Origin of the sequence: Paenibacillus sp. NPDC057967, from assembly GCF_042887015.1 — a bacterium.
Taxonomy (GTDB): domain Bacteria; phylum Bacillota; class Bacilli; order Paenibacillales; family Paenibacillaceae; genus Pristimantibacillus.
On sequence record NZ_JBHVQB010000003.1, the window covers coordinates 433331 to 460251 of the forward strand.

The 26921-nt window shown below is 49.6% G+C and carries 22 protein-coding genes; 9 read left to right on the forward strand and 13 right to left on the reverse strand.

Annotated elements, in window-relative coordinates:
- Positions 1-845, reverse strand: an 845-nt coding sequence (locus tag ACFVSO_RS09400) for a peptidoglycan-binding domain-containing protein (protein WP_387472525.1), incomplete at its 3' end; no start/stop codon positions are given.
- Positions 846-1054: 209 nt separating this feature from the next.
- Here ACFVSO_RS09400 and ACFVSO_RS09405 point away from each other — a divergent pair.
- Complete coding sequence (locus ACFVSO_RS09405) at positions 1055-1741, forward strand: response regulator transcription factor (RefSeq protein WP_387472527.1); 687 nt, start codon at positions 1055-1057, stop codon at positions 1739-1741.
- Positions 1738-3249, forward strand: a complete 1512-nt coding sequence (locus ACFVSO_RS09410) for a sensor histidine kinase (RefSeq protein ID WP_387472529.1) — start codon at positions 1738-1740, stop codon at positions 3247-3249. Before ACFVSO_RS09405 ends, ACFVSO_RS09410 begins: the two co-directional genes overlap by 4 nt.
- A 13-nt stretch (positions 3250-3262) precedes the next feature.
- Here ACFVSO_RS09410 and ACFVSO_RS09415 read toward each other — a convergent pair whose 3' ends face one another.
- Positions 3263-4510, reverse strand: a complete 1248-nt coding sequence (locus tag ACFVSO_RS09415) for a purple acid phosphatase family protein (protein ID WP_387472531.1) — start codon at positions 4508-4510, stop codon at positions 3263-3265.
- Between the two features lie 162 nt (positions 4511-4672).
- Here ACFVSO_RS09415 and ACFVSO_RS09420 point away from each other — a divergent pair, with 162 nt between their 5' ends.
- Genes ACFVSO_RS09420 through ACFVSO_RS09430 form a run of 3 tightly spaced genes read left to right on the forward strand, consistent with a single transcriptional unit; the run spans position 4673 to position 8017 of the window.
- Entirely contained in the window at positions 4673-5386 is a 714-nt protein-coding gene (locus ACFVSO_RS09420) for a polyphosphate polymerase domain-containing protein (protein ID WP_387472533.1), read from the forward strand.
- A gap of 1 nt (position 5387) precedes the next feature.
- Positions 5388-6083 carry a DUF4956 domain-containing protein gene (locus tag ACFVSO_RS09425; RefSeq protein WP_387472534.1) on the forward strand — a complete coding sequence of 232 codons (696 nt, stop codon included), beginning with the start codon at positions 5388-5390 and terminating at the stop codon, positions 6081-6083.
- Between the two features lie 20 nt (positions 6084-6103).
- Positions 6104-8017, forward strand: coding sequence for a CotH kinase family protein (locus ACFVSO_RS09430; protein WP_387472536.1), 1914 nt, complete (start codon positions 6104-6106; stop codon positions 8015-8017).
- 44 nt (positions 8018-8061) lie between these two features.
- Here ACFVSO_RS09430 and ACFVSO_RS09435 read toward each other — a convergent pair whose 3' ends face one another.
- Positions 8062-9345, reverse strand: a complete 1284-nt coding sequence (locus ACFVSO_RS09435; protein WP_387472538.1) for an MFS transporter — start codon at positions 9343-9345, stop codon at positions 8062-8064.
- 405 nt (positions 9346-9750) lie between these two features.
- Between ACFVSO_RS09435 and ACFVSO_RS09440 the strand changes: the two genes are divergently transcribed.
- The gene (locus ACFVSO_RS09440) at positions 9751-10383 is read left to right on the forward strand and encodes a 3'-5' exonuclease (protein ID WP_387472540.1); all 633 of its coding nucleotides are present in this window, start codon (positions 9751-9753) and stop codon (positions 10381-10383) included.
- A 120-nt stretch (positions 10384-10503) separates the two neighbouring features.
- Here ACFVSO_RS09440 and ACFVSO_RS09445 read toward each other — a convergent pair whose 3' ends face one another.
- The 5 genes from ACFVSO_RS09445 to ACFVSO_RS09465 form a co-directional block, all read right to left on the reverse strand.
- The gene (locus ACFVSO_RS09445; protein WP_387472542.1) at positions 10504-11262 is read right to left on the reverse strand and encodes a response regulator transcription factor; all 759 of its coding nucleotides are present in this window, start codon (positions 11260-11262) and stop codon (positions 10504-10506) included.
- 4 nt (positions 11263-11266) lie between these two features.
- Positions 11267-12937, reverse strand: a complete 1671-nt coding sequence (locus ACFVSO_RS09450; RefSeq protein WP_387472544.1) for a sensor histidine kinase — start codon at positions 12935-12937, stop codon at positions 11267-11269.
- A 173-nt stretch (positions 12938-13110) separates the two neighbouring features.
- Positions 13111-14772, reverse strand: a complete 1662-nt coding sequence (locus tag ACFVSO_RS09455) for an ABC transporter permease (RefSeq protein ID WP_387472546.1) — start codon at positions 14770-14772, stop codon at positions 13111-13113.
- Entirely contained in the window at positions 14759-15868 is a 1110-nt protein-coding gene (locus tag ACFVSO_RS09460) for an ABC transporter ATP-binding protein (protein ID WP_387472548.1), read from the reverse strand. Before ACFVSO_RS09460 ends, ACFVSO_RS09455 begins: the two co-directional genes overlap by 14 nt.
- 79 nt (positions 15869-15947) lie before the next feature.
- Positions 15948-16979, reverse strand: a complete 1032-nt coding sequence (locus tag ACFVSO_RS09465; RefSeq protein ID WP_387472550.1) for an extracellular solute-binding protein — start codon at positions 16977-16979, stop codon at positions 15948-15950.
- Between the two features lie 706 nt (positions 16980-17685).
- Here ACFVSO_RS09465 and ACFVSO_RS09470 point away from each other — a divergent pair.
- Genes ACFVSO_RS09470 through ACFVSO_RS09480 form a run of 3 tightly spaced genes read left to right on the forward strand, consistent with a single transcriptional unit; the run spans position 17686 to position 21344 of the window.
- Positions 17686-18858, forward strand: coding sequence for an ROK family transcriptional regulator (locus ACFVSO_RS09470; RefSeq protein ID WP_387472552.1), 1173 nt, complete (start codon positions 17686-17688; stop codon positions 18856-18858).
- A 19-nt stretch (positions 18859-18877) separates the two neighbouring features.
- A complete protein-coding gene (locus ACFVSO_RS09475; RefSeq protein WP_387472554.1) occupies positions 18878-20158 on the forward strand; it encodes a glycoside hydrolase family protein in 1281 nt (426 codons plus the stop codon).
- 4 nt (positions 20159-20162) lie between these two features.
- Positions 20163-21344 carry an MFS transporter gene (locus tag ACFVSO_RS09480; RefSeq protein ID WP_387472556.1) on the forward strand — a complete coding sequence of 394 codons (1182 nt, stop codon included), beginning with the start codon at positions 20163-20165 and terminating at the stop codon, positions 21342-21344.
- A 378-nt stretch (positions 21345-21722) separates the two neighbouring features.
- Here the strand turns inward: ACFVSO_RS09480 and ACFVSO_RS09485 are convergent, their stop codons facing one another.
- The 5 genes from ACFVSO_RS09485 to ACFVSO_RS09505 all read right to left on the reverse strand — a co-directional run bounded on the left by ACFVSO_RS09485 (position 21723) and on the right by ACFVSO_RS09505 (position 26900).
- Complete coding sequence (locus ACFVSO_RS09485) at positions 21723-22448, reverse strand: nucleoside phosphorylase (RefSeq protein WP_387472558.1); 726 nt, start codon at positions 22446-22448, stop codon at positions 21723-21725.
- Position 22449: 1 nt separating this feature from the next.
- Complete coding sequence (locus ACFVSO_RS09490) at positions 22450-23121, reverse strand: sulfite oxidase-like oxidoreductase (RefSeq protein WP_387472560.1); 672 nt, start codon at positions 23119-23121, stop codon at positions 22450-22452.
- A gap of 312 nt (positions 23122-23433) precedes the next feature.
- Positions 23434-24357: an ABC transporter permease gene (locus ACFVSO_RS09495; protein WP_387472562.1), complete on the reverse strand. Its 924-nt coding sequence runs from the start codon at positions 24355-24357 to the stop codon at positions 23434-23436.
- Entirely contained in the window at positions 24341-25408 is a 1068-nt protein-coding gene (locus ACFVSO_RS09500; protein WP_387472564.1) for an ABC transporter permease, read from the reverse strand. The genes ACFVSO_RS09495 and ACFVSO_RS09500 overlap by 17 nt, the downstream gene beginning before the upstream one ends.
- Positions 25401-26900: an ABC transporter ATP-binding protein gene (locus tag ACFVSO_RS09505; RefSeq protein WP_387472566.1), complete on the reverse strand. Its 1500-nt coding sequence runs from the start codon at positions 26898-26900 to the stop codon at positions 25401-25403. Before ACFVSO_RS09505 ends, ACFVSO_RS09500 begins: the two co-directional genes overlap by 8 nt.
- Positions 26901-26921 lie beyond the last annotated feature (21 nt).

The following is a 26921-nucleotide window of genomic DNA, read 5'->3' on the forward strand; positions in this document are numbered from 1 at the left end:
GCACCACCGATGTTGCCGCCTTTGCCTGCACCGCCGCCGCCGATGTTGCCGCCTTTGCCTTCACCAGCTCCGCCGCCAATACCGCCTTTGCCTTCGCCACCGCCGATGCCGCCTTTGCCGCCGCCGATACCAGCTCCGCCGCCTGCGCCGCCACCAGCTCCGCCGCCTGCACCGCCACCAGCTCCGCCGCCTGCGCCACCACCAGCTCCGCCGCCTGCACCGCCACCAGCTCCGCCGCCTGCACCGCCACCAGCTCCGCCGCCTGCACCGCCGCCTGCACCGCCACCAGCTCCGCCACCAGCTCCGCCGCCTGCGCCGCCACCAGCTCCGCCGCCTGCACCGCCACCAGCTCCGCCGCCTGCACCGCCACCAGCTCCGCCGCCTGCACCGCCGCCAGCTCCGCCGCCACCAGCTCCGCCGCCTGCACCGCCGCCTGCGCCAGCGCCAGCTTTACCAGTGCCTTTCGCTTTGCTCTTCGCTTGAGCTTTCGCTTGGCCTGCTGCGCCTTTTGCTTTCGCATAGGAATAGCTGATCGATTGCAGCGTCTTCACATCCACTGATCCTGATACAGTTAGACCATGCGTCTTTTGATAATATTTAACGCCTTTGACCGTTGCAGGGCCATAGTAGCCATCGATTGGACCACTATAGCTGCCGATTGATTTCAGCATGCCCTGAATAACGTAGACGTCCGGTCCTTTCGCGCGTTTGCCTACAGCTAGAGATGTATTCGGCAAGCTGAACATCAGCGCAAGCGTAATGATTGCCACGCTTAAGTATTTGGCCGAGCGCCATCCCGCGCCCACTTTCTTTTTCGAATATCCTTCCACTTGCTTATCCTTCATTCGTTTGCACCTTCCTTTTGTCAGCCTGATATGGATTGTTGCTACCACCGTTACTATCCCCAAAAATCGCATTTCATTTCATCCAAATGAAAAAAAATCCGCAAGCTGAAAATTTGCTGAATATCGCCCTATTTGGGCTGCAAGGAGTTGGATATTAGCAGCCTTACGCTCATAATAGAAGGACAAAGCCATCAAGTGGAGGACAATGGATGCGAACGCTGAACGGAATCAAAATTCTCGTCGTCGATGACGAGACGGCTATCGTGCAATTTTTGGAGATGGGACTGGCGAATGAAGGAGCGCAGATCGCAACAGCCGAAGACGGCAGACACGCGCTTCAGACTGCGGGTGAATTCCAGCCGCATGTCGTCATACTGGATGTCATGATGCCGGATATGGACGGATTTGCGGTATGCCGGGAACTCAAGCAAGCGGGATCGCAAGTGGCGGTCATTATGCTGACAGCCAAGGATGAAGTAGAAGATCGCGTCTACGGACTGTCGCTAGGTGCGGACGACTACTTGGTCAAGCCATTCAGCTTCGAGGAGCTGCTGGCGCGGATTCACGCCAGATTGCGCAACCAATTCCCCAATCTGCTTGGCGAAGTGGCCTATGGCCCCTTCACCATCGATGATAAGCGCAAAGAGTTTCGTTATCGGGAGGAAGCTGTCGAGCTGTCGCCTACGGAATATGAGCTGCTTAAGTACATTGTCATGAATCATGGCGTGGTGCTGAGCAAGTCGCTAATTTTGGAGAAGGTATGGGGCTATGATTTTGGCGGGGAGCAAAATATCGTCGAGGTCTACATCCGCTCCCTGCGCGACAAGCTCGGCGACAAGGAGCACCGCTTAATCCGCACGCTTCGCGGCGCCGGATACCGGATGGACTTGCCATGAAGGAACGTACCGGAATCGTCCGCCGCATGCTTCGGCCCGCTTCTCTCCGGCTACAGCTGCTAGTTCGTTCCTTGCTTGTGCTGGCAGCATTGTTTGTGCTGATCGGCTCCCTGCAATTCCTGTTCATGAGGGACTTCCTATACCGCAACAAAGCAGAAGCGCTGAACGCCCAGCTCATGTCCCTCCCACCCGATCTGTTCCGGCTGGACGGCAAGGAGCCGGGCATCCGACATCCCGGCAAAGTACGGCCGGATTCTCCGTTATTATTCCAGCCGGGATTTTCGTTAATTGTCATTGATGCAACGGGAGAAGCGCAGGCGGTAACCGATGACGGCAATATCGATCCGAAGGATACACCGCTGCTCGGAATCGAGGGGTACAATGAGATCCGCCAGAAGCTGCAAGCCGGAGAACGTCCCGACTATCAGCTCATCACGGCAGACAATGGGACGCCATATATAGCCGTTTTCCGTATGGCCCCCCGCCCCGGCGACAAGGACGGCAGCATGCTGCAAGCCGCCGTCGAGACGGAATCGCTGCGCAATCAGTTACTTACACAGGTCGCCATCTTCGCAGCGCTTGCTGCCGCGGCTCTAATCGCGGGACTGCTGCTGTATCTGCCTCTGTTGCGAAGAACGCTGTACCCGCTCTCCAAGGTCGTACAGGCAGCGGAGCTGACGGATGCAGGCAGCCTGAACACACGACTGCCGGAGAGGCAAGGACAATCCGAGGTCGACTCCTTGTCCGAGGCGTTCAACAGCATGCTTGTGCGTCTCGATTCCGCATTCGAGCAAGAGCGCGCAACCAATGAACGAATGAGACGTTTTATTGCAGACGCCTCCCATGAGCTGAGGACGCCGCTTACTTCCCTGCACGGATTTATCGAGGTATTGCTTAGAGGGGCGGCTGCGGATAAGGAGCAGCTCATGCGCGCGCTCGCCAGCATGAAGACAGAATCGGAGAGGGTCAACAAGCTGGTAGAGGACCTGCTTCAGCTGGTCAGGCTTGAGCAGCCCGCGCCGCTCAAGCTGGAAGCGGCAAGGCTCGATCTGCTGCTGACGGAGATGGAGCCCCAGCTTGCCTTGCTGGCAGGTAAGCGGAGTCTTGTTGTACGCTCCGCCAGCAACGTCACGGCCCTCATTCACCGGGATAAGCTAAAGCAGGTGGTACTTAACCTCTTTCATAATGCTGTTCAGCATACCGATGCCGAGACCGGAGATATCGAGGTTATTCTTGGAAGGAGCAGCAATACCGCCCGCCTCGAAGTTCGGGACAACGGCTCCGGCATCGCCTCCGCTCATCTCCCGCATATCTTCGAGCGCTTCTACCGAGGGGAGGAGTCCCGCTCGCGCGCGCGCGGCGGAACCGGGCTCGGTCTTGCGATTACGCAATCAATCGTTGAAGCCCATTATGGGCATATCGAGGTGTTCAGCGGTGTTGGTGAAGGAACTTCGTTCCTCATTACAATTCCGCTGTATGAGAATCGATCTATAGACCCGCATCCATAAATCATCACGCGGACTATGACGACGTATGCTCCAGCACGAACTCGTCCCATAGCTTGCCATCCGTATCGTATGCCTGAAACTTAAGGATGTTCCCGCTGATCCGAATAGCGGCGAACATCCTTTTGCCATTCTGGAGGTGTACCTTGTGGTAGAACTGGTCTTCCTTCTTCTCGTTCAGCTTCTGTCCAGCGGCATTCGTCACGACATAGACCGTTCCGGCGCGATCCAGCACATGCGAATCATTGCCCGTGGCCATCTTACCATCCCGCAGCGGGTACGAACGCGCGTATTCATGGTTATGCCCCTGCAGCACCAAGTCCACCTCGTAGCGGTCGAACAGCTTCACCCAATCTCCAATGTTTTTGTTCTGATTACCGCCGTACGGTCCTCTATGAAGGGAAACGATAACCCATTTCCGTGTATTTTTCTCCAGCACATCCTCTAGCCACTCCGTCTGGCCGTTTATATTAGATTCCGTATTGAGCATGATGAACCGGGCATCGTCATAGTCGAAAAAATAGCTCGTCCCGTCAATCGAATCCGTCGCGCCATTGTCAGGCACATGGAATAGCGAGACGAACGGCTCCGCGTCGCCGTCCACCTCGTCATGATTGCCTGTGACCGGCATCAGCGGAACGGAGGACAGCCAAGGCGCAGCCTCGCGAAAGAACGCATCCCACGCACCCATATCCTTCGGATTTTCCGTCAAATCACCATTATGGACAACAAAAGCGGCATCCGGCACACTCTGGATTGCCTGCTTCAGCGTATCTCCCCACAGCTTGAAGTCCGCCTCCGTCTCACCTTGTGAGTCCGTCACATTAATAAAAGAAAATCCGCCATCAACATGCGAATCCGTAATGGTATAGAACAGCTCCGTCCCGCTCCAGCCCTTGGCAGTACCGTCCCCGACCCGGTAAGCATAGGTCTTGCCTGCTTGCAGACCGGATATGGTTGCCTGATGCACCATCCGCCGGTTGCCATCTGTCGCAATCAGATCAAAAGTGCCTTCCACCGTCGCCGCATGTGCGCTTTTCCAGTCCACCTCACGGCTTTCGCTCTCTACATATTGAATCAGGCTTCTATTCAGCTTGCTGCCGCTCTGCCATGTGAACGACCGGACGGTCGCCGCATCCTCTCCTACATTCATGACGAGCGAATGCGGCTTGTCCATCGCTTCATTCTTCCGGCCTTCCACCCAGAAGAACACGCCAATGATGACAATCGCAGACAAAGCGATAATCAGTCCTTCCTTCTTCATTCTGCTCACCTGCACCTTCGTCCATTTGTTAGCCAAAGCTTATCATAACCGTCTCTTGGCGCGCATTCAGCAATCTTTCAGCGGGCCTTAAGTTAAGAATAAGTAAAGATTTATACAATAGCAGTGGTTACAGAGAAGCGATCGAAACGAGGTGTGAAAAAAATGAACGGAGAACTCCAATACCGCAACGAGCTAAAGTTTATGATTAACCATCATCAGCATTTCATCATCCGTCAGCGATTGAAGGGGCTTATGAAGCGAGACAAGCATGCCGGCGCCGACGGCGAATATCATATCCGAAGCCTCTACTTCGACGATATCCATAACACGGCGCTGCACGAGAAGCTGGGCGGCATCCGGGACCGGGCCAAGTACCGCATTCGCATCTACAACCACTCCGACGGCGTCATTCATTTTGAGAAAAAAATCAAATTCAAGGACTACATCGCCAAAGTGAAGGAGCCACTTACCCGTGAGATGTACGATGCGCTGCTCGCCGGAGACATCAGCATCCTGCAAGAAGGCCGCAAGCCCTTGCTGCTTGAAATCCACGACCGGATGAAGCACAGCCTGCTGGCGCCCAAAGTCATCGTCGATTATGTACGCGAGCCATATGTGAATAAGCACGGCAATGTGCGCATTACGTTCGACAAGGAGCTCCGCACCGGACTGCATGCGACCGACATATTCGACCCGGAGCTAGCTCCGATCCGAGCGCTTGACCAGAACCTGATCATTCTGGAGGTCAAGTTTGACGAATACATGCCTTCGGCGATCCAGACCGCGATTCAATTGGAAGGCCTGAACCGCCAATCCGCATCCAAGTATGTCATTTGCCGCAAATATTTGAAATCGAACTCATGGGAGGATTATTAAAATGGATACATCTCAGCAATCAACTAATTTCTCGGATATTATACGTAATTCGGTATTGGACAACTTCGCGTCGGACATCAGCCTTAGCAAAATCCTGCTGACGCTGGCCATAGCGTTCATCATCGGACTGTTCATCTACCTGCTCTACCGCCGCATCTTCAGCGGAGTGCTCTATTCCAAAAGCTTCAACGTCTCGCTGATCGGCATGACCATGATTACGGCAGTTGTCATTATTGCGATCAACTCCAATCTGGTGCTGTCACTCGGTATGGTCGGCGCTCTGTCGATCGTCCGCTTCCGTACACCCATCAAAGACCCCACTGACCTCATCTTCCTGTTCTGGGCAGCTGTAGCAGGAATTGTAACAGGTGCAGGCTTCTATAATCTCGCGATTATCGGCTCAGTCATCGTAGGCCTGATTCTCTTCTTCTTCGTAAAAGGCGGCACAGCAGAGACACCGTTCCTGCTCGTGGCCCACGTCGAGAGCGACGAAGGCGAAGAGCTGCTGCACAAGCATGTGAGCCAGCATGCCAAGCGCTTCAACGTTAAGCAGAAGAACGTCTCCGCAGGCTCGATCGAGCTGACGCTGGAGCTTCGCCTGAAGGACCATACGGGCCGCTTCGTGAACCAATTGAGCGCATTGCCAGGCGTGCGCAGCGCCGTCTTGATCAGCTATAACGGAGATTATGTATCTTAAGAAACGGAGGGGATGAACAGATGGGAGCAATCCGTCAATACGCGTCCCGGCTGATGACGCTTCTGATCGTCGTCGCCCTTGTCGGCGTCGCGCTGGCCATGGACTCCGGCGTAACGGGAACATTCGGCGCGCAGACCGTCTCTGCGGATGAACAGCTGCTCGATGAGCGGTATTTTCCACAGGATAAAGTTGTCGATGTGAAGATTACGATTGACCCTGACGACTTTCAGGACATGCTGGACAATGCCGCAGCAGAGCAGTTCAAGCAAGCGTCTGTGGAGTACAATGGCGAGACATTTGAGAACATAGCCATTCGGACCAAAGGCAACCTGAGTCTGAACAGCGTCGTGAACATGCCGGACTCGGACCGCTACAGCTTCAAGATTTCATTCGACGAATACGTCAATCAGACGCTTGGCGGCATCAGCAAGGTTAATCTGAACAACAACTATAGCGACAACAGCTATATGCAGGAATTTTTATCTTATGAATTAGCGGAGGAGATGGGATTGCCCACGCCAAAACGCTCCTACGTCAACGTATACGTGAACGGTGAGCTATGGGGCTTCTATCTTGCTGTAGAGCAGATTGGCGACGCTTATTTGGAGCGGCATTTCGGCAAGGCTTACGGCACGCTTTACAAAGCTAATGGAGGCAGCGGCAGCGAGCTGACATGGCTGGAGACGGCAGAAGCCTACACCGGACTCGATGTGAAGTCCGATAAGCGCAATGATGAAGCTCTGCTCGCCATGCTGGACGAGTTGAATAACGGAAGCAACTATGATCAAGTACTGGATACCGACAATGTGCTGAAGTATATCGCGCTGAACGCCGTCATCGGCAATATGGACAGTTACTTGTCCGAGAAGAAGCATAACTACTATTTGTATGAGCTGGACGGCATCTTCTCTGTACTGCCATGGGACTACAATATGGCTTTCGGAGGATTCGGCGGATCGGGCATCCTCATCGACGAGCCGACGACAGGCGCTGTAGCTGATCGTCCGCTCGTCAGCAAGCTGCTTGCCGTCGATGCCTACAAGGAGCGGTATCACGAGATTATCTCGGAGATGCTGGACGGCTATCTGGAGAGCGGCCGCTTCGAAGCTAGAGTCGCGGAGCTGAAGGCCATGATTTCGGAGGATGTGAAAGCTGATCCTACAGCTTTTGTCACCTATGAGCAATATGAGCAAGGCGTAGAGAAATTGCTGAGCTTTACGGAAACGCAGACCGCCAGCATAGCCAAGCAGCTCGACGGCACGGAGCCATCGTCCGGGGACGGCACCGGCAGCGGCAGCCGCGGCTTTGGCGGCGGAGGGTTCGGCGGATTCCCGGGCGGCGAATTGCCGGAGGGATTCACGCCTCCTGAAAACGGATTCCCGGGCGGCGAATTGCCGGAGGGATTCACACCTCCTGAAGGAGGATTCCCAGGCGGGACTGCATCGGAGAACAGTACGGTCCCTGAGAACGGCGGCTCGGCCTATGACGATTCTTCCCGTGATGCTGTTGCGGCTAGCTTATCGGTCAGCCCACGCGAGCGAATCATACTTGCCACAGAGACGAACAGTCAGAATGGCGCTTCCCAGCCCCAATCCGCCCCGAATATGGTTCGGCCAGACGGCAATACGCAAGAACAGATTACGCCAGACAGCCAGAACGGCGAGCAACAAGCGCCGAATGAGGGCCAGCAGAACGGCAATGGGGCCGGAGGCAGAAATCCGCAAGGCGGCGGACAAGGCCAAGGCGGTTTTATGGGCGGCGTTAGACCGGAAGGCATGGGCGGTATGGGAGGCTTCGGCGGCGGACGCTTCCCAGGCGACACGACAGCGCTGAACGAAGGCAACGAAGAGGAAGCGATAATGGCAGCTGTCTCCGCTGTTATCTTGCTGGCATCATGTCTCTTCATCGTCCTCTACAAGCGCAGACGACTCTAATCTATTGGAATTAAAAAAGCAGCGGCTGAGCCGCTGCTTTTTATCTATGCCTCTTTTGCCGACGAAGCCTGCTCCGTCACTGTCTTAGGCTGATCCTCACTGATCAGCCATGCCAGCGCATATTGCATCACGGCAGCACCGAACAGGATAATCGGCATCCAGATCGATTCCAGATCGGAGCCGAATATGGCCAGCAGCACAATCGACACTACCCGTCCAATATTCAGGAACACCTCTCGCATGACGACCGACTCGATACGCAGCTGTCCTTTTAGCGGCAGCTCTCCGATAATCCGGTAGTAGTAAGAAGTAAGCGTGTTGATCGCAAGCGGATTGCAGATGGAGAACAAAATCATGAACAGGACAACAGACCATAGCTCCACCTGAATGAGCAACAGGGCCGCGCCAAGCACCGTTCCGCTCGTTGCGAGGAACACGTATCTGCGCACATTTTCTTTTTGCGCCCTGCGGGAGATGACATAGCCTGTCGCCACCGTCAGCGCGGAGAAGAAGACGCCGAGATAACCGACCCAGTCCTCCCGGTTCACAGCCTGGAAGAGCAGGATGTTGGGCAGGAACAGCATTATGCCTTGGAACAAACCAAGGATCAGAAAGCTGTACAAACCTTTGACCCACCGCTTATTGCGCCGCATGACCTCGCCCATCAGCTTCAGATAGTACGTCTTGTGATGCGTCTTGATTGTTGGAATCTTGAAGCTGATCAGCGCGGCGACTACGAACATGATAAAGGCAACCGTAAAGATCAAAATATAGCCTGACAAACCGTCATTCCGCTGGATGACGAAGCCCGCTAGCGCGGGACCAGCCAGACCGGCAGAGTTGAACGTAACCATATTTATCGCCAGGAAACGAATCCGGTTGGCATCCGTGGAGACATCATATTGCAGTACCAGATACCCCGTCCAATAGAAGCCTGACGCAAAGCCGTTAAAGATCGCAAACCAGATATAATAATTCGGCACCTGCTCCTGCGCCAAAATAACAAGCAAATAAAAAAACGCAATCATGACAATACCGAGCCGGTAGGTCAACATGCGATCATATTTTTTCGATATCCAGCCGCCGACTGCAAAGGCAATAGGCGTAATAATAAAGCTGACAATATTGTAGACGGCATTGATGACCAGATCCTCAGTCAGCCTCCACAAATACAAGTTCAGGAACAAGCCCGACATGGACGCGCCGAACTGAAAACAACTATGAATAATTAGTGCCGTTACAGCTTCTTTGCCAAGCTTGCGCTCCGGCGCCAAATCCCCTCCTTTTATCCCGCTCCAAATTCGTTCCAAGACTTCTCCCAGTCGCATGTGACGTTCCTCCGTTGCATAAAGCAATTATGTACGTACGTCTCTTATCTACCAACAGTGTATCACATCCATGAAAGATAGAAAGAGCGAATTGTACAGAATCCAAAATTCACATTGCATAAGGAACGCCCCCTTCGCCTCACACTAAAAATATCTCTTGGAAAGGAGGATGAACTCATGGCGAAGCAGCAAGGACATGCGAGCAAAAACACCAAAACCAAATCGTCGGACAAAAAAGGAAACGCGTCCGGCAACAACCACTAATCCATAGAACGACGCGCCTCGGGACCGCTTTTTTGAAGCCGGTTCCGAGGTTTTTTGCGTTTTTGGAAAGGGGATCGGGCATGCGTGTAGAAGTTATAAGGATAGTGCTCTACGAATTTACATAAAAAGTGGTGAACATATATGACTCTTTTACATGAGCGATCCTTTACCGTATTCGATTTCGAGACGAGCGGACTCGATCCCAAGAACGACCGCGTCATCGAGATGGCGGCCATTCGTGTCGTCAATGGCGAGATTGCAAGTGAATTCAGTACGCTAGTCCAATATGATGGCAAGCTGGCGCCGAAAATCACAGAACTCACCGGCATTACCGACGATATGACCGCATACGGGATGGATGAGGACACCGCGTTCCGTATCTTGAACCGGATGATCGTTGGTGACCAAGTGCTCGTCGCTCATAATGCACAATTCGATCTGAGCTTCCTGCATCATTCCTTGATGCGCATTGCCGGCCGTTCCTTCCGCAACGACTTTATCGATACGCTTACCATCAGCAGAGAGCGGCATGTCTACCCGCATACGCTAAAAGATATGTGCGACCGTTACGCCATCCCGCTCGTCGGCGGACATCGTGCTCTCAACGATGTTATCGCTTGCTGGGAGCTGTTCCGCACATTGGATGAAGAGCAGCCTGTGCACGACTATCTCAATACACTAGGCTACATGCGCAAGTACGGCCCGCCGAAGTGGAGCCCTCCCAACGCCAAGCTCAATGCGATTGATCTGAAGTATGCGCCTCGGGAAGCGTGATGATAGCAGATTATTCTTATTGTCTTACAAAATCGAAAAGATTGGACTACAACAGCTGTAGTCCAATCTTGATCCAAGCGCCGTCCTATTCTATTGCTTGCCCGCCTGGCGCCACCATCTTTACTTCGTAAAATGAGTAGGCGAATACCCGACATACTTCTTGAACACTTGACTAAAATACTTGTATTCCTTAAACCCTACCAGCTCCGCGATTTCATAGATAAGCTTGCCGCTATTCTCCATAAAATCAATCGCTTTAATAATTCTGTACCGGTTTAAAAAATCATTAAACGTATAGTTCGTTTCATCCTTGAACTTGGCATTCAGATACACCGTGGATACCTGCAATTTTTCGCTTAGATCCGTTATCGAAACTCTATGCGGGTAATTTCCTTTAATATAGTCCAGCATGGCTGATACATAGGTGGAATGAACCGATAACGCTTCAACATCTAGCACCTCCTGATACAAATGAAGGTATTCATGCTTCTTTTCTTCATGCTGCCTTGCATCAATTTTCTTTCTCGTTTTCTGAATCGCTATATCAAGCAATCTAAAATCAATCGGCTTTAAAATGTATTCACTGACTCCCAGCGAAATCGCTTTTTGGGCATAATCAAATTCACTGTACCCTGAAATAATAATCGTTTCAAAATCATGTACAGCCAGTGCTTCCTCCAGCATGATAATTCCATCCTTAAAAGGCATCCTTATATCGGTGATCACGATGTCAGGCTTTAGCTCTTTTATTTTATCCAGCCCATCATTCCCATCGATCGCACTGCCAACGACTACACAGTTATTGTTCAGCCAATCCACCTTATAAGTAAGTCCTTTGCGAATGATGTCCTCATCTTCCACGATAAGCACTCTATACATGCTTTCAATCCCCTTTATTTAAAGGTATCTTGATTTCAACATTCGTTCCTTCTCCATGAACGCTGTCAATCGTCATCCCGAACTGCTCGCCATAGATGAGCTGAACGACGCGATGCGAATGAAAAATACCGAAGTGCTCCGTGTCATTCGTTCCCCGCTCGAGCGATTGCTGAAGCAAGGCCAGCCTGTCCGGCTCAATTCCTTTCCCATTATCCTTTACAGCCATATAGATATAATCGTCATTACGCAAAATGCTGATCGCAATATCCAAATGAGCCGTGTCCTCGATGCAATGCTTTATACTGTTCTCGATGAGCGGCTGAATAATAAGCTTTGGAATTTTGAAATCCCTTATACATTCATCTGCATCTATCGTATAATCCAACCGTCGGTTAAAGCGCATTTTCTGCAGCTTCAAATAATCCTCTACATATTTGATATCGGTTTCAACAGGAACCATCGTGCTTCCATAATGGATGTTGTACCTTAACAAGTTGGCAAATGAAACGACAATTTCCGATGCATTCTGAGGATCGAATAAAATTTCAAAACGCAGCATTTCCAATACGTTAAAAGCAAAATGCGGATTGAATTGCGCCTCCAACTGCTTTATTTCCATTTTCCTCTTCATCTCTGCTATTTCTGCATTGCTTTGCATTAAGGATTGAATTTGATCCATTTTAATTAGGAACTCATCCTGAATCATTTGAAACTCTTCAAAAGCCTGAGACTTTATCCCCTTGGAGGGCGTTTGAATAAAGTGAATTAACGAATCTACGGATCGCAGGCTTTGCCTCATGATTTTAGGCAGAACCAAATAATGAACAATAATCATAGCTATGCCTATACTTATAAAAGAAATCAGCCCGATCCACACCGATTGTATGAACGTGTTAATCGATAGCATGTTTATAATATGAATATCTTGATCATGAATCGTGCGACTCGTTACATAGTAAGTATTATTATCAATCGTAGCTGTATTTCCTTCAAGGTAGTGCTTGTTTACCTTGCCGACATGAGCCAGCAGCTTTTGATCAGATACATAAATCGCTTGGTCAAACCGGTCTGTTATCGCAACCAAATCTGCCGAATGCTGAAAGTAGCGGCCAAGATCTTCAAGAAAAAAGAATAAATAGCCTTGGATCTTTTCATCTGTCATAATCGCTTTAGCGAAAATATAGGAGCTGCTTTGTCCTTCCTTAAACAACGAATAATCAACGGTTCGCTCTATCCCATCTCTTAGATCCGTATCTCTTAGTAAGCTTTGCATCAAATAGTCACTTTTTAACGCTTCTACATTCCCTTTGTAAAGACTAGTGGTGACGATATTGCCATTTTTATCGAAAAGAACAAAGTTCCCTTTAAATGGTCTGGAATTAATAAACGGATACAAGATATTATTTACTTCCAATAATTGCGATCGCCCCTCTGTCACCTGCTGAAAAGCTTCATTCTGGACGAGCTTATCAAGTGTATTGCGATACCTGGAAAACTCATTTGCGACAGTAGCGCGGATCTGGTCATTGACCTGATTGTTTTTCTTGACGACGACAACCATAAACGTGACGTATAGGGATAAAATATACAAGGTGAAAATAAGAGCGATCGTAATGATCGAATATTTGAGAAACACTTTTTTCATGTAGTCTCTAAAGCTTTTTTGCATATTCATTTCCCCCTTTACCCTAAAACAATCACGATGCTTGAGATTCGTTAGAAAATGTGACACTGTCTTATCTGTTAAAAAGAACAGCCTCCGTTGCAAGGCTGCTCTTTATATAGTACTCTGCCGCTGCTTCTAGCCTCCTTTCAGCATACTTAAATACCAATTCCACGTCCAGCTAACTATACGCTTACCTCGCGTTTGCCTGTCAGCTTGAAGAATAGTAATAACGAGATAATTGACGTTACAGTCAATATTGCCGAGTATGCGGATGCATTACCGTAATTACCGCGAATGACCTCCGTATAGATCGATACAGTAAGTGTTTGCGTACCGCTCGTATACAAAATAATCGAGGAGCTCAGTTCACTTATAACCGTAATCCAGCTCATAATTGCTCCTGCCATAACCCCTGGCATCATCATTGGAACAACTACCTTACGGAATGTCTTCGCCTCTGATGCGCCAAGGCTAATCGCTGCTTCTTCAAGACTTGGGCTGATTTGGCCAATAATCGCTGTACTTGAACGAATCGTGTACGGCATCCTTCTAATGACGAACGACATAACCATAATTAACACTGTACCGCTCAGCACAAACGGCTTATCACTAAAGGCAAAAATAAACGCAATTCCTAGTACCGATCCTGGAATAATGAACGGGAACATCGAAACCGTATCTAGTATATTCGTAATGGCATTTTTCTTCCTAACTGTTAAATAAGAAATCAATACCCCTAGCACGACAATAATGATGATCGCGATAATACCCATTTTATAAGTATTCCAAATGACAGCCGTATTTTTCATAAACAAAATATTTTTGTAATTGTCGAATGAGAAGTTCCCGGTATAAACCTGGCCTCCCTTCGTTTCCAAAAACGAAGTAAACGTTACGACTAGCTGCGGAAGAATCGCTAATAAAACAACGAAATAAACAAATGCATGAGACAAAATATTTTTGAAGCCTTTTACCTTTTCAACAGACATTGGCTTTAGCGCCGACATCGAATAAGAGAAGCGGCTGGCTACGATGCGCTGGACTAAAAACAGAACTAACGTTACAACAATAAAGATCATACATAACGCGGCAGCGAATCCATCATTACTGCCTACTTCACTCATAAACTGCGTATAGATCAAAACCGGGATGGTGCGGTAGCCTTCGCCAATCAGCATCGGCGTACCAAAGTCCGCAATGACTCTCATAAAGACAAGGAGCGCGCTAGCGAGCATGGTTGGGATAATGAGCGGGATAATGATTTTGAAAATACGCTGGATATTCGAATAGCCAAGACTCTCTGCGGCTTCATTGAGCGAGTTATCCAGATTTTTCAGCGCGCCCGAGATATAAAGATAGATGAGTGGAAAAGATTGCAAAGATAGCACCAATACAATGCCTGCAAATCCGTAAATCCCATCAAACTGCGTGCCGAACAAATTATTGACGAACTCCGTGATTACACCTCTGCGTCCTAATAGCTGAATCCATGCATAGGCGCCGATAAATGGGGGAGAAATATACGAAATAATAACAAAGATTTCAATAAACTTACTGCCTTTAATTTTCACTTTCCGCATCATGTAGGCCAGCGGCAAACCGATAACCATAGATAGCAGCGTAGCAGCCACTGTTACCTTGAAGCTGTTTAAGATCGTAATCCAATAAAATTTCCGTTCGAAAAACTTGCTCAAGTATTCAAAGGTAAATTGTCCGGTCCCGGGATCAATCACACTTTTCTTTAAAACTAGAAAAAGCGGAAACGCGATGAAAAGCAAAAATATACATAAAATAAGCAAGGTGGAGGTGTTCCAAATATTAAACGGCTTTTTATTTACTTTCATTGATCCCACCTACTTTAATTAGTGTTGTCTCATCCTCGCTGCTGAAAACGTTGATTTTAGTTGGCTTTACCTTCAAATATACGGTAGCCCCTTCCGGAATTAGCTCCTCTGCGTCGGCATCCTGGATAACCTCTACCTCTTCACCATGCTCCAGATCAATAAAGTAATGCGTATTAACGCCAAGGAACATGCTTCTAATCACTTTTCCCTTCAATCCAGTCTTTTCCTCATAAATCATAAATTCCTGAGGTCTGACCGATACTAAGACGGTATCTCCGGGTTTTGCTTGATCCTTCAGATTCGCCATCTTTTCTTGATAATTATCGCTTAGTTGAATATATTTTTCGCCGTTCTCTACTTTTAGCTTTGCTTCTATTACATTTGATGTACCGATAAATTTGGATACAAAAATATTGGCTGGACGCTCATAAATGCTCTTCGGCGTTCCGATTTGCTGAATAACTCCGCCATTCATAACGGCAATGCGATCAGATATCGCAAGCGCTTCCTCCTGATCATGCGTAACGTAGACGGTAGTAATGCCAACCTGCTGTTGAATGCTTCTAATCGCATTGCGCATTTCCACGCGTAGCTTCGCATCAAGATTAGATAACGGTTCATCCATAAGCAGTACTTCCGGGTGGATAACAATCGCTCTTGCCAATGCTACACGCTGCTGTTGTCCGCCGGAAAGCTTATCTGGCATACGATCCTTATATTTCTCAATATGAACGACGCCTAAAATATCGTTAATCCGCTTCTCCATTTCTTCCTTGCCCAGCTTGCGATTTTTTAGCCCAAAAGCGATATTGTCTTTGACAGACATATGCGGGAAGATCGCATAGTTTTGGAACACCATCCCCATATTACGCTTGCTCACTGGTATATGGTTAATCTCTTTGTCTGCAATTCTAATGCTGCCGCCATCGATGGAATTAAACCCGATAATCATGCGCAAAAGAGTCGTTTTTCCACAGCCTGATGGTCCTAGCAGCGTAAATAGCTCACCTGGCTTTATTTGCAAAGAAAGCTTATTAATGACCGTTGTATCTTCAAACTTCTTCACAACGTTGTCGACTATAATAGATACACTCATGTTCGTCATCCTTTCAAGCCTTAATAAAGATAGAGCAGCTTATAAGTAGCGTATAAACTGCTCTACTTTCGAAAAACGATTAATCCATTGATCTTTCTAGCAAATCCGTAAATTTAGCCGTAATTTTATCTTTGTTTTCCGAAATCCAAGCTTCGTCATAGTTTTTAGCAAGAACAATGCTGTCAGTTGGAACCATGTAATCTGCCAATTTAACGCCGTCACGAAGAGGTCTAACCGTAAGCTCAGAGCCTACTAAAGTTTGAACCTTGTCGGAAAGCACGTAATCAATAAACTTTTGTGCATTTTCCATATTTTTTGCACCTTTAATAATTTGAACGGATTCGCCAGGGAAGATAGCGCCTTCAACCGGGAAAATAACATCTACAGGAGCGCCGTTGTTCATGTATTGAACAACCGGGTCCTCCCAAGTTAGACCAACAGGGTACTCGCCGTCAGCTACACCTTTGTGAACTTGGCCAGAGCTGCCTGCAATTTTACCGTCCAAATTAGCGATAAACTTCTCTACGAATTCCCAAGCCTTGTCGGACATTGGGTCGCCGTCACCCATTGCATAAAGCATCGCTGCCAGCGATTGGAATGCGGAGCTGGATGCCGATGGATCACCGAAGGAAATTTTACCTTTTAGCGCTGGGTTCAAAAGATCTTCAAAGCCTTTTACCTGCACATCGCCGACAATATTTTTATTTACGATAAATACAGTCGGGTCAGCAAAAGCTGGCGAGAAATAACCTGTTTTATTGCGGAATGCCGGAATCATATTCTCATCTTCAGTTGATACATATTTTTCGAAATGCTCTTTTTTGCTGGAAAGCATCGTCTCGTCAGCTGCCCACAAAATATCTCCCATCGGGTTGTTCGTCTCAGATTCTACGCGCTTGATCAGCTCGCCTGTACCTGCGACAACGATGTCGACTTTAATGCCCGTATCCTTCTCAAAGTTAGGGATGACCGCATTGTTCAAGCTCTCGCTACGTGCTGTGTAAATCGTTAGCGTGTTTTCATTCTTTTTACCACCGTTATCCTGGGAACAGCCTGATAAAATAAGTCCAGTTGCGAGTACTAGGGTAAAAGTAAGCGATTTCAATTTCATGATTTTTGACCTCCTCATATTTGTCTTAAGCCAAAGTATACGCTTCAATTTTCCGCTGCAAAATCCTAAAATAATAAACAAATACTAAAAAAACAAAACTAAATGAGGCTGCTTGGAACCTTTTCCTTCCTAGTCTTCCCTATTTAGGCAGAACAAATAAAAAACCACCACCGAGTTACTCCTATGCTTACGGCATAGGTCAGCTCGATAGTGGTAAACTAGAAATAACAAACTACAACTTCATTCGATATACTCCAGCCTCACCGAGAAAATCTTTTCTGGTCAATCCTTTTTCTCCAAGCCATATCCGATAATTCGTAATTGTACCATCATGTGAAATAATGAATATTTTTTTATAGCTCTCCCCGATCCAATCTAATAACCGCTTAGCATATCCTTCAAAAATATCTTGTTCAATCCTATTAATCCCTTCATTCCAGCAATTCAAATTGAAATCAAGAATTTCAATAGCAATTATCCAAGAGGGAATATGTGGTTTAAAGAAGATGCTCCGGATCAAATAGGCTGTGATTTATTTAATTTTCCTGTTGACCACGCTTACATCAAGGATGTAATATAAACTTAATTCACATAAAACAACATGATTAATAGCGTAAGTTGCGAGATTCACTTTTATTTTGGCCATTTAGGTTTATAATATAAACTTAAATAACGAACAATCGATTGAAAGTAGTGTGATGACCCTATGAATGTAAACTTACCCAGCACGATACGCAAAATGAACAAAAATATTGTTCTTAACATCATCAAAGACCTGGGACCTCTGTCCCGGTCAGAGATCGCCAAGCATTCCGGGATCACGAAAGCGACCATTTCGGATATTGTCAAAGAACTAATTGAGGAAAAGCTGATCTTTGATGAGAAGGACGACGCCGATTTAAGCAAGCGCGGCACCAACCTTCACTTCTCCAAGCATGCCTCTTTCGGACTTGCTGTAGATTTAGGCGGCACGACGATTCATATGGGGCTGTTCAATTTAGCGGGGGAATGCTTTATGAAACATACAGTATCAACCTATGATCTAGAAACGAGCCAAGCTTTCCTGGATCAGATGGTGGTCGATATGAAGGCCTTTATCGAGCAAGCGAATCAGCCTATGGAGCGGCTTTCGTTTATGAGCATTGCTACCCCGGGCATCGTAGATCCTGTAACGGGAATTGTGCTGGAAGGCTCCCCTAACCTCCCAGAATGGAGGAACATTCACTTAGCGCAGTATTTTCAAGACGTGTTCCAAATCCCTGTCACGATCGAGAATGATGTGCGGGCCGCATTGGTTGGCGAGATGTATGCCGGGGTGTTCCAGCATGTAAACTCTGCGGTTCTGATCGGCATTGGCACGGGGCTGGGAGCTGCAGTGCTCATTGACGGAAAAGTCATTCGCGGCGCCAAAAATGCAGCCGGTGAGATTGGTTACATGGTTTTCAATTCCAATCAGTTGTACGCCCCGTCAACGAAGGGCCACTTCGAAATGGCGTGCTCCGGATCAGGTCTGGAAGCGGCCGCGTCGGCGCTATTCCACCAAAAAATGTCGGCCAAGCAAGTGTTCCAACTAGCTGAGCTTGGAGATATTCAAGCCGAGCGCTTGGTTAATCAATTCGAAGATCATCTGGCATTGGGTATCCTAAACATCATTACACTCGTAAATCCGGAGAAAATTTTGCTAATGGGCGGCGTTACCCAATCGCTATCGCTGGAGGACCTCAGGAAGAAGGTGAATCTCCATACTTCGGAGACCACTAGCGTAGCAATCGAAATCTCAAGTTTACAGCATCAATCGGCCCTGCAAGGCATCGCGATATTAGGACTGAATCAAGCCTTTCCATCGTTGCAATTCATGAAGGACAAACAACTTTACTAGCCAAGGAGCGTGAAGCAACATGTCAGGTATTCAATTGCACCCGCACGATATTCTCGATGAAGGTATGCCGCAAATCATGTCGCACATCAGAAAGTTGCAGGATATCAAATACATCTTCCCTGAAGTGAATACGATCTTCGAAAGGAATCCTTATCCGGTCGGCAAGCTCCCTCGCAACCCTGTTCATGAGGTCGTCTACGGGACAGGCACAATGCATGCGATCCTTCCTTCATACAAGGAATCCGGTCTGGATCAGCGCCGGGAGCCTGGTTTAAGCGCTGAGCGCGATCCGCTGATGATCATCAAGGAAGCGATGCAAGATGAGGAGATTGAGGTTATCCCCTGGTTGAATATTTTGAACGGCCACTTTGAAGGTCCGCTGCTGGAGAACAATCTTGTCATCGATTTTCAAGGACAAGCTATCGCTCATTGGCTATGTCCCAACGCACCGGATGTGATCGATTTTTGGGAGAAAACATTCGTTCACTTATATGAGCGCTACGGTTTTGCTTCCTATATGATTGATCGGATTCGTTACCCGGATTGGGCTGGGCAAGAAGTGAATCCAAAAGGATTGCTGACCTGCTTCTGCTCCCACTGCCAGAAGAAAATGGCTGATCAGAACCTGGATGCCGAGGCTATCAAGCATGCGCTGCAAGCCTGGGTTAGCCTGTTAAAAGACAAGCGCTTCGACGAGGCTGTTTCGTATGCGGAGCAAAATCCGACGATGCAAGCCTGGATCGCTTTTCGTCAGGAAAGCGTATCGGGTTTTGTGGGACGGTTGATTGATCGCGTAAGAAAAGTAAATCACGACTTTACAATATGGCTTGATCTATGGCCGCCTGCTTACAGTTGGATGCTGGGACAAGATTATGCCAACTTGACCAAGCTTTCGCCTGCCTTGAAGCACTTCCCCTATCACAAGCTGGGCGGGGGCGCTGACGTGCAGGGGTTGATCCATCACTTGGCGGCGACCGAGCAGGAGCAGGAAGCAGCGTTTCAAGCTTTCAAAAGATTTTTTAACCTGCCTTACGACTTATCTTACGCTACCTTCAAGCAAGAAGGCTTTCCCATTCAATTCGTAGCGGATCAGAATAATATCGTTCGTACTCAATCCGCTCCGGGGACACGCATTTTCAGCGGGATTCAAATGTGGAATTTAACTCCACACAACCTGATCCAGGCCATTCAAGCCGGAGAGAGCAGCGCTGCGGATGATCTCCTGTACTATTGCTATGGCTGGGCAACAGATGACTTATTTGACGCCATACAAACTTACCGAGTGAAAGGAAGCAACTAACATCATGGAAAAACTACAACGCTCGATTATTTATTTCCTCATCTTTGCGACGATGTTCGTGCTTGGCGGAGTTCAAAATACGAAAGGTCTTATTCTGGAAAAGGTGCAGAACGATATTTCGTTGGATGTGAGCCAGGTTGGCATCATGGTATCTACTTTCCAAATTGGTTTCTTGCTGGCTAGTCTGATCGCAGGGATTTTTGCCGACCGTAAAGGGATCAAGATTGTCATGAGCATCGGTACGGTATTGATGATCGGCGGTCTCATCGGAACAAGCGCTGCCTTTACCGTAGCATTTTTCCTGGGATTCTATTTGATTGTCGGACTCGGTATTGGTTCGATGACGGTATCGGTTGCCACTTTGATTCCTACGTTCTTCAAAGAGCGAGCGGGTGTGGTGTTTAATCTGGCGAATGCGCTGTTTGGAGTCGGAATGATCGTAACGCCGCTTTTGTTAAACTTTATCTTCGCTCATAACGTGAGCTGGCGCTTCTTTTATATCGGGACTGCGGTTGTAATCGCGGTCATATTGCTCGCCCTGCTTGCCTTTAAACCGGCAAAGCAAGCCGCCTCGCAAGGGCAAGACACGGTGACGATCAGCTCTATATTGAAGCTTTTTCAGGACCGCCAAATTCTATTCGTGATTCTGTTCATTCTCTTCTATGTCGCCGTTGAGGCAGGGTTCCTTAACTTTTTCCCGATCTTCTATACTGCTCTTGATATTGCAGGTATGGATGCTGCGCAAAAAGCGGCTACGGCCGGTTACATTATTGCCAGCTTTGCGTTCTTGTTCACGATCGGCCGTTTTGTAGGCGGATTTATCATCTACAAGCTTGGCGAAAGACGCACCCTCGTCGTATTCTCGCTGTTCGCGCTCGTTTCGTTGATTGTCGGACGCATCTTCATGACTGATTTTAGCTATCTCATGATGCTATTCGGTCTTGCCTTGTCTGTGCTCTTCCCGACGGCGCAAGGGATTGCCTCCAAGCTGACCCGGCAGGCCGGATCTTTGCAGGGCTTAATCTATGTGGCCTCAGGATTAGGCGGTGCTGTCATCGGTATCCTGATCGGGCAAGTATCCCAAGTCTTCGGGATTTCGAACGGATTTAATTTGCTGATTGTGCTTACCTTGGTCATCGTAGTGTTGGCTTTGCTGATTCGCACGCCGAAGGAAAGCGTTGGTTGATCATCCTATGATTTCAAGAGAAGGCTTCCAGGCATGGGGGCCTTCTTCCCTAGTCATTTGAATCGTTCATAAGCAAACGACTATCTTCAAATTGAAAAAAGCAGTCTATCCTCATCCAGGGATAGACTGCTTTTGCTTTTTTAACTTAACCATCCGCTTTACGTTTACCACAAATGCGGTGAGGGATGCCTAATTTGTTCCACCATCCCACATAAGAATAGCGCCAGGATCTGGAAATGCTATTTTTTGGCACCGCTCAACAACAAAAAAAGAGCCATCCCCCGACAGGCTCCCCTATAAGCGATGCCGATACCGAACCTCCGGCCTTGCTTATAGCGGGGCCTGTCGTTATAGGGACAGCCCTTTATGTATTAAACTTTATGCTTTCGCAAGCTTAACGATTGCGCCCAGTGCTGTAACGATTTCACGTTCAACCGCGTTCGAGACAACGTCCGTGTGCGGATCATAGTCGGCTGCCAGATCGGAATCGGCATAGCCATCCAGTGCGAGAATCGCTCCCGCTCTTACGCCGCGAAGTGTTGCTACGATGTACAGTGCTGCGATCTCCATCTCCACCGCCAGCGCGCCTGCCGCCTTGAATTGCTTATGCGGCACCTCGACTACGCCGTTGAAGAATACGTCAAGCGTAACCGTTATTCCCTTCTTGACAATCCCTTCGCTTTCCTTCGCTGTCTCGTATAGCGCATCGACGATCGCGCTGTCCGCCACAGCCGGGAAGCCGTCTGGTACGAGTTGCTTCGTCAGGCCTTCAGCCCGTACAGCCGCTGTGCTAACAATCAGGCTGCCTGCTGGATGGTCGGCAGAATAAGAGCCTGCCGTACCTACACGAATCAGCGTCGTAACGCCGCCGCGAATCAGCTCCTCGAAGCATACCGCCGCACCCGGTGAGCCTACGCCATGGCTGACGACAGCCAGCTTGACTCCATTGTATTCGCCCACGAAAGTACGATACTCGCGAGCAAAAGCCAGCTCAACCGTATTCGTCAGCTTAGTCGAGATCGCCTCCGCGCGTCTAGGGTCGCCGCATACAATTGCATATGGTGGCAAGTCTTCCGCATTCACTTGCAGAATAGGCAAGTACATCTTAATCGAACTCCTTTTTCAGCCATTCATCTTCCGGCATACTGTTATCGTCACTGCTGAATCGCTGCTCCTGGAACGGATCAGCGTAGTTATGGAAGCCATTACGTTCCCAGAAACCCGGACGGTCTTCCTTCATAAACTCGATACCGCGAATCCATTTCGCGCTCTTCCAGAAATAGAGATGAGGCACAATCAGGCGCATTGGCCATCCGTGCTTATCAGTCAGCGGCTCTCCGTCATAGCGGTGCGCCAGAATGACATCCTCTTTCAAGAGGTCTTCCAGTGGCACGTTCGTATCATAATCTTGATCGGCATGGATCATGACATGCTTCGCTTCCGGCTTCACGCCAAGCAGTGGCAGGAGGTCCGCAAAGCGTACGCCTTCCCACTCCGTATCTAGCTTCGACCAGCGCGTCACACAGTGAATATCGCGCACAATCTTATGCTGCGGCAGCTCCAGCAACTGCTGGAAGGTAAATACACTCTCTTGATCTACCTCGCCGAACACGCGGAGCGTCCACGAATCCAGATCATATTCCGGCACTTCTCCTTCATGGAGAATCGGGAACCGTTCCGTTACCGTCTGGCCCGGTGGCACACGATGTGCGATTTCTTGCGGTACTTCGAATACTTTGGGAGACACTTTCTTCAGTCGTGCGGCCTTGTTGTGCATGTCAGTTATCACTCCTCCAAAGATGTTCAAAGGTCAGGCGAGTCACTTGCCATCCCCGGCAAGCTTCCTCCCCGTCTTGGTTGCTTGAAGCTTCAATCATCAAGCCAGAATCCTTCACGAAGAGGTTACAGGTTAACATTTTCAACTAAGCTATAAGCGGAGGGAACCCATTGTTGTGGAGAAACGAAGTGTTCGCCTTTGCAGCCGGAAGATAACCTTATCATGTATCATCAAAATCTTCCGGCTGGAACAGCGATCGGAGCAACAATGGGTTCTTGCAGCGCCTTTGCTTAGTGAATTCCTCTTTAACAGTTACCTCGAGCTCTCATTCGCCTTGCGCGCTTCCTGCATATAGCTCTTATCCTTGAAGAAGAACATCGCAATAATCGTCACCACATAAGGTACCATCATCGTAAAATGCGTCGGCAGCGCGAAGCCCTGGAGCCTGATGCTGAGCGACTCCATAAAGCCGAACAGCAAGCTCGCTCCGGCTACACCAAGCGGATTGGACTGCCCAAGCATCGTCGCAACCAGCGCGATAAATCCGCGTCCGGCCGTCATGCCTTCCGTGAACATCGTCACATTGCCCAGCGACAGCTGCGCCCCTGCAAGTCCGCAGAGCGCACCGCTTAGAAGCACCGCGCCGTATTGAATACGAGACACCTTGATGCCAAGGCTTCGTGCCGCAGTCGGATTCTCGCCCGCCGCGAGCAGCCGGAAGCCGGTCACCGTCTTGAACAGGAAGTACTGCAAGCCGAGAACGATCAGAATCGACAGGTAGACAAGCGCCGAATGACCCGACAGAATATCGCCGATATACGGAATATCTTTAATGAGCGGAATTTCCCACTTCGGCAGGCCTTTCATGCTTTTGTCGTAAAAAGCGCCCTTCACGTCAAAGATCGCGCGCAGGGAGAAGGTCGTCAGCCCGAGCGCCAGGAAGTTGAGCGATATCCCGACTACGATGACATTCGCCCTCAGATGAATGCTCATATATCCGAATAACAGGGAGTACAGCAATGTGCACATCATTGCGAACAATACTGCAACTATAATATTGCCCGTTAAGTAATTGCCTACAATAGCTGTGAATGCGCCGACCAGCATCATCCCTTCCAGGCCGACATTGAACAGTCCCACTCTGGCACAGATTGCGCCGCCAAGTGCGGCCAGCAGGATTGGGGTTACGGTCCGCAAAGCCGAAGCGAACAACGAAATATCAAAGAGCCCGTCCATTCTTCGCCCCCGCTTTCTTCCGTTTAATAAATGAATACGTTAGCTTGGCGGACACGAACAGAATGAGTACCGCCTGAATAATGCTGGATACCTCAAGCGGAACATCCGTATTCCGCTCCATCCCCATGCCGCCAGTCTGAAGCGCAGCGATCAGGATCGCGGCAAGCGCCGTACCAATCGGATGCGAGCCAGCCAGCAAGGTTGCCATGATGCCTGACCAAGCATAGCCCGGTGAAGTCAAGGCTCCATCAATGAACCGGTACTGCGTGCCCAGCACTTCGACCGAGCCTGCAAGCCCAGCGAGTCCACCGCTGACGAACATGCTTGCGAGCATCAGCTTGCCCCGTTGAACACCGCCGTAGCTGGCGAACAGCGGATTGCCGCCCAGCATCCGAATCTCGTAGCCCTTCACCGTATGCTTCATGAACAAGAACATCAGTATGGTCACAATCACGGCAATCAGGAAGCCCGTATGCAAGGTCATGCCTTGGAACAGCTTGGGCAGCCAAGCCTCCCTGCCGAGCATGACCGTCTGGGACATTGCAGCGGAGCCCGTCTTGTCCTTGAACGGATAGGTTACCATATATGCCGCAAAATAAGTCGCAATATAATTAAGCAACAAGGTTGTGATTAGCAAATTCATGCGGAACTTGGCATCCAGCCATCCCGCGAACGCCGACCAGAGGCCGCCCGCGATCACCCCGGCGAATAGGGCCGCGATTATCTTCACGACGCCAGAACCCGGCATGTAGATTGCGGTGAGCGCTGCGCTTAGCGCGCCCAGCACCATCTGGCCTTCCGAGCCCATATTGAAAAATCCGGCACGAAAGGCGAGCGCTACACCAAGGCCGATCAGAATAATCGGGGTCGCCCGAGTAAGCGTGTTCGTCAGAAAGTAGAAGCTGCCAAAGGCGCCCTTCCACATCTCCGCATAGGTCTCTGTTATTGATCCGCCGACAATGACGATTGCAATCGCGCCGACGGCAAGACCTGCGATTACCGCAAGCAGCGGCTGTATGAGCGATCGCAGGGCTGTCGTAACCTTATCCAACGTGTTTACCTCCCGCCATTAGCAAGCTGATTCTCTCTTCTGTTGCCGTCTCTGCCATCAACTCGCCGACGATCTTGCCTTCGAACATGACCAGGATTCGATCGGACAGCTTCAATACTTCAGTCAGCTCTGAGGAAACAAGCAGAATGGCACCCTTCTCACTGCGTCGCTGAAGCAATTCCTTATGAATAATTTCCATCGCGCCGACATCTACGCCGCGTGTTGGCTCCGCCGCAATGAGAAATGGCGTCCCCTGTGCAAGCTCGCGGGCGACGATCAGCTTCTGTAAGTTGCCGCCAGAGAGGAATTGAGCCTTTGTATTCAGTGATCCAGTTTTGATGCCGAATCGCTCTACCCACTCCGCTACCATCTCCCTGATGGAAGATCCGCGCAACAGCCCCAGCTTCTGATGGCGGGCTGTATGGCCCATTAAGCCATTCTCCAGAACATCAGCCTCCTTGGACACGCCCCACTGGTACCGGTCCTCCGGAATATGGGCTAGACCGCCTCGCCTGATTTGACCGACAGGAGCACCCGTTATATCCTCTCCAAGCAGCTTAACCGAACCCGTGTCCGGCTTCAGCAGACCTGATATGGCTTGCAGCAGCTCCGACTGTCCATTGCCGGATATGCCTGCAATGCCGACGATCTCTCCTTCATTCACTTGCAGCGAGACGTCGCTGAGCAGCGGCTTGGTCCGATCGCCGCGAACCGACAGTGATTGGACTTCCAGCACCGGCTTGCCCGACTGTTTCTTCTCACGGGTAAGCGTGACCAAATCCCGGCCTACCATGAGCTTCGACAGTTGCTCCTCATCCGTATCTGCGGCCTGAACGGTCCCGGTCACCTTGCCGTCGCGCAGCACCGTAATCCGGTCCGCCACTTCGATAATTTCCTGAAGCTTATGGCTGATAATAATGAAGCTTTTCCCTTGAGCTGCCAGGCTCTTGATCGCTGCCAGCAGCTCCTTCACCTCCAGCGGCGTCAGCACGCCGGTAGGCTCGTCCAATATAATAATTTCCGCCCCTTGATAGAGAACCTTCAGAATCTCGACACGCTGCTGGACGCCCAAAGAACACTCGCCGACTTTCGCCCATGGATCAACGGGCATACCGTACAGCTTGGCCAGTTCATTCGTTACCGCGGCCGCCGCCTTACGGTCGAAGCCAATAGGTGTGGAGGGCTCTCTGCCGATCACGATATTTTCGGCGACGGTGAAAGAGGAGAACAACATAAAATGCTGATGCACCATGCCAATGCCGTTCTTGATCGCGTCGGTAGGCGAGTGGAAAGAAACCGGCTTCCCGTCCAGCCTGATCCCCCCGCTAGTCGGAGTTTCCATGCCGTACAGAATGCGCATGAGCGTCGTCTTGCCCGCGCCATTCTCGCCTATAATGGCATGAATCTCTCCTTTGCGAAGATCAAAGCTTACATCGCTGTTCGCTGTGACGTTGCCGTATGTCTTCGTAATATTGTCCATTTGCAGCAGCATATCGTCGCTCCTTTCAACAAG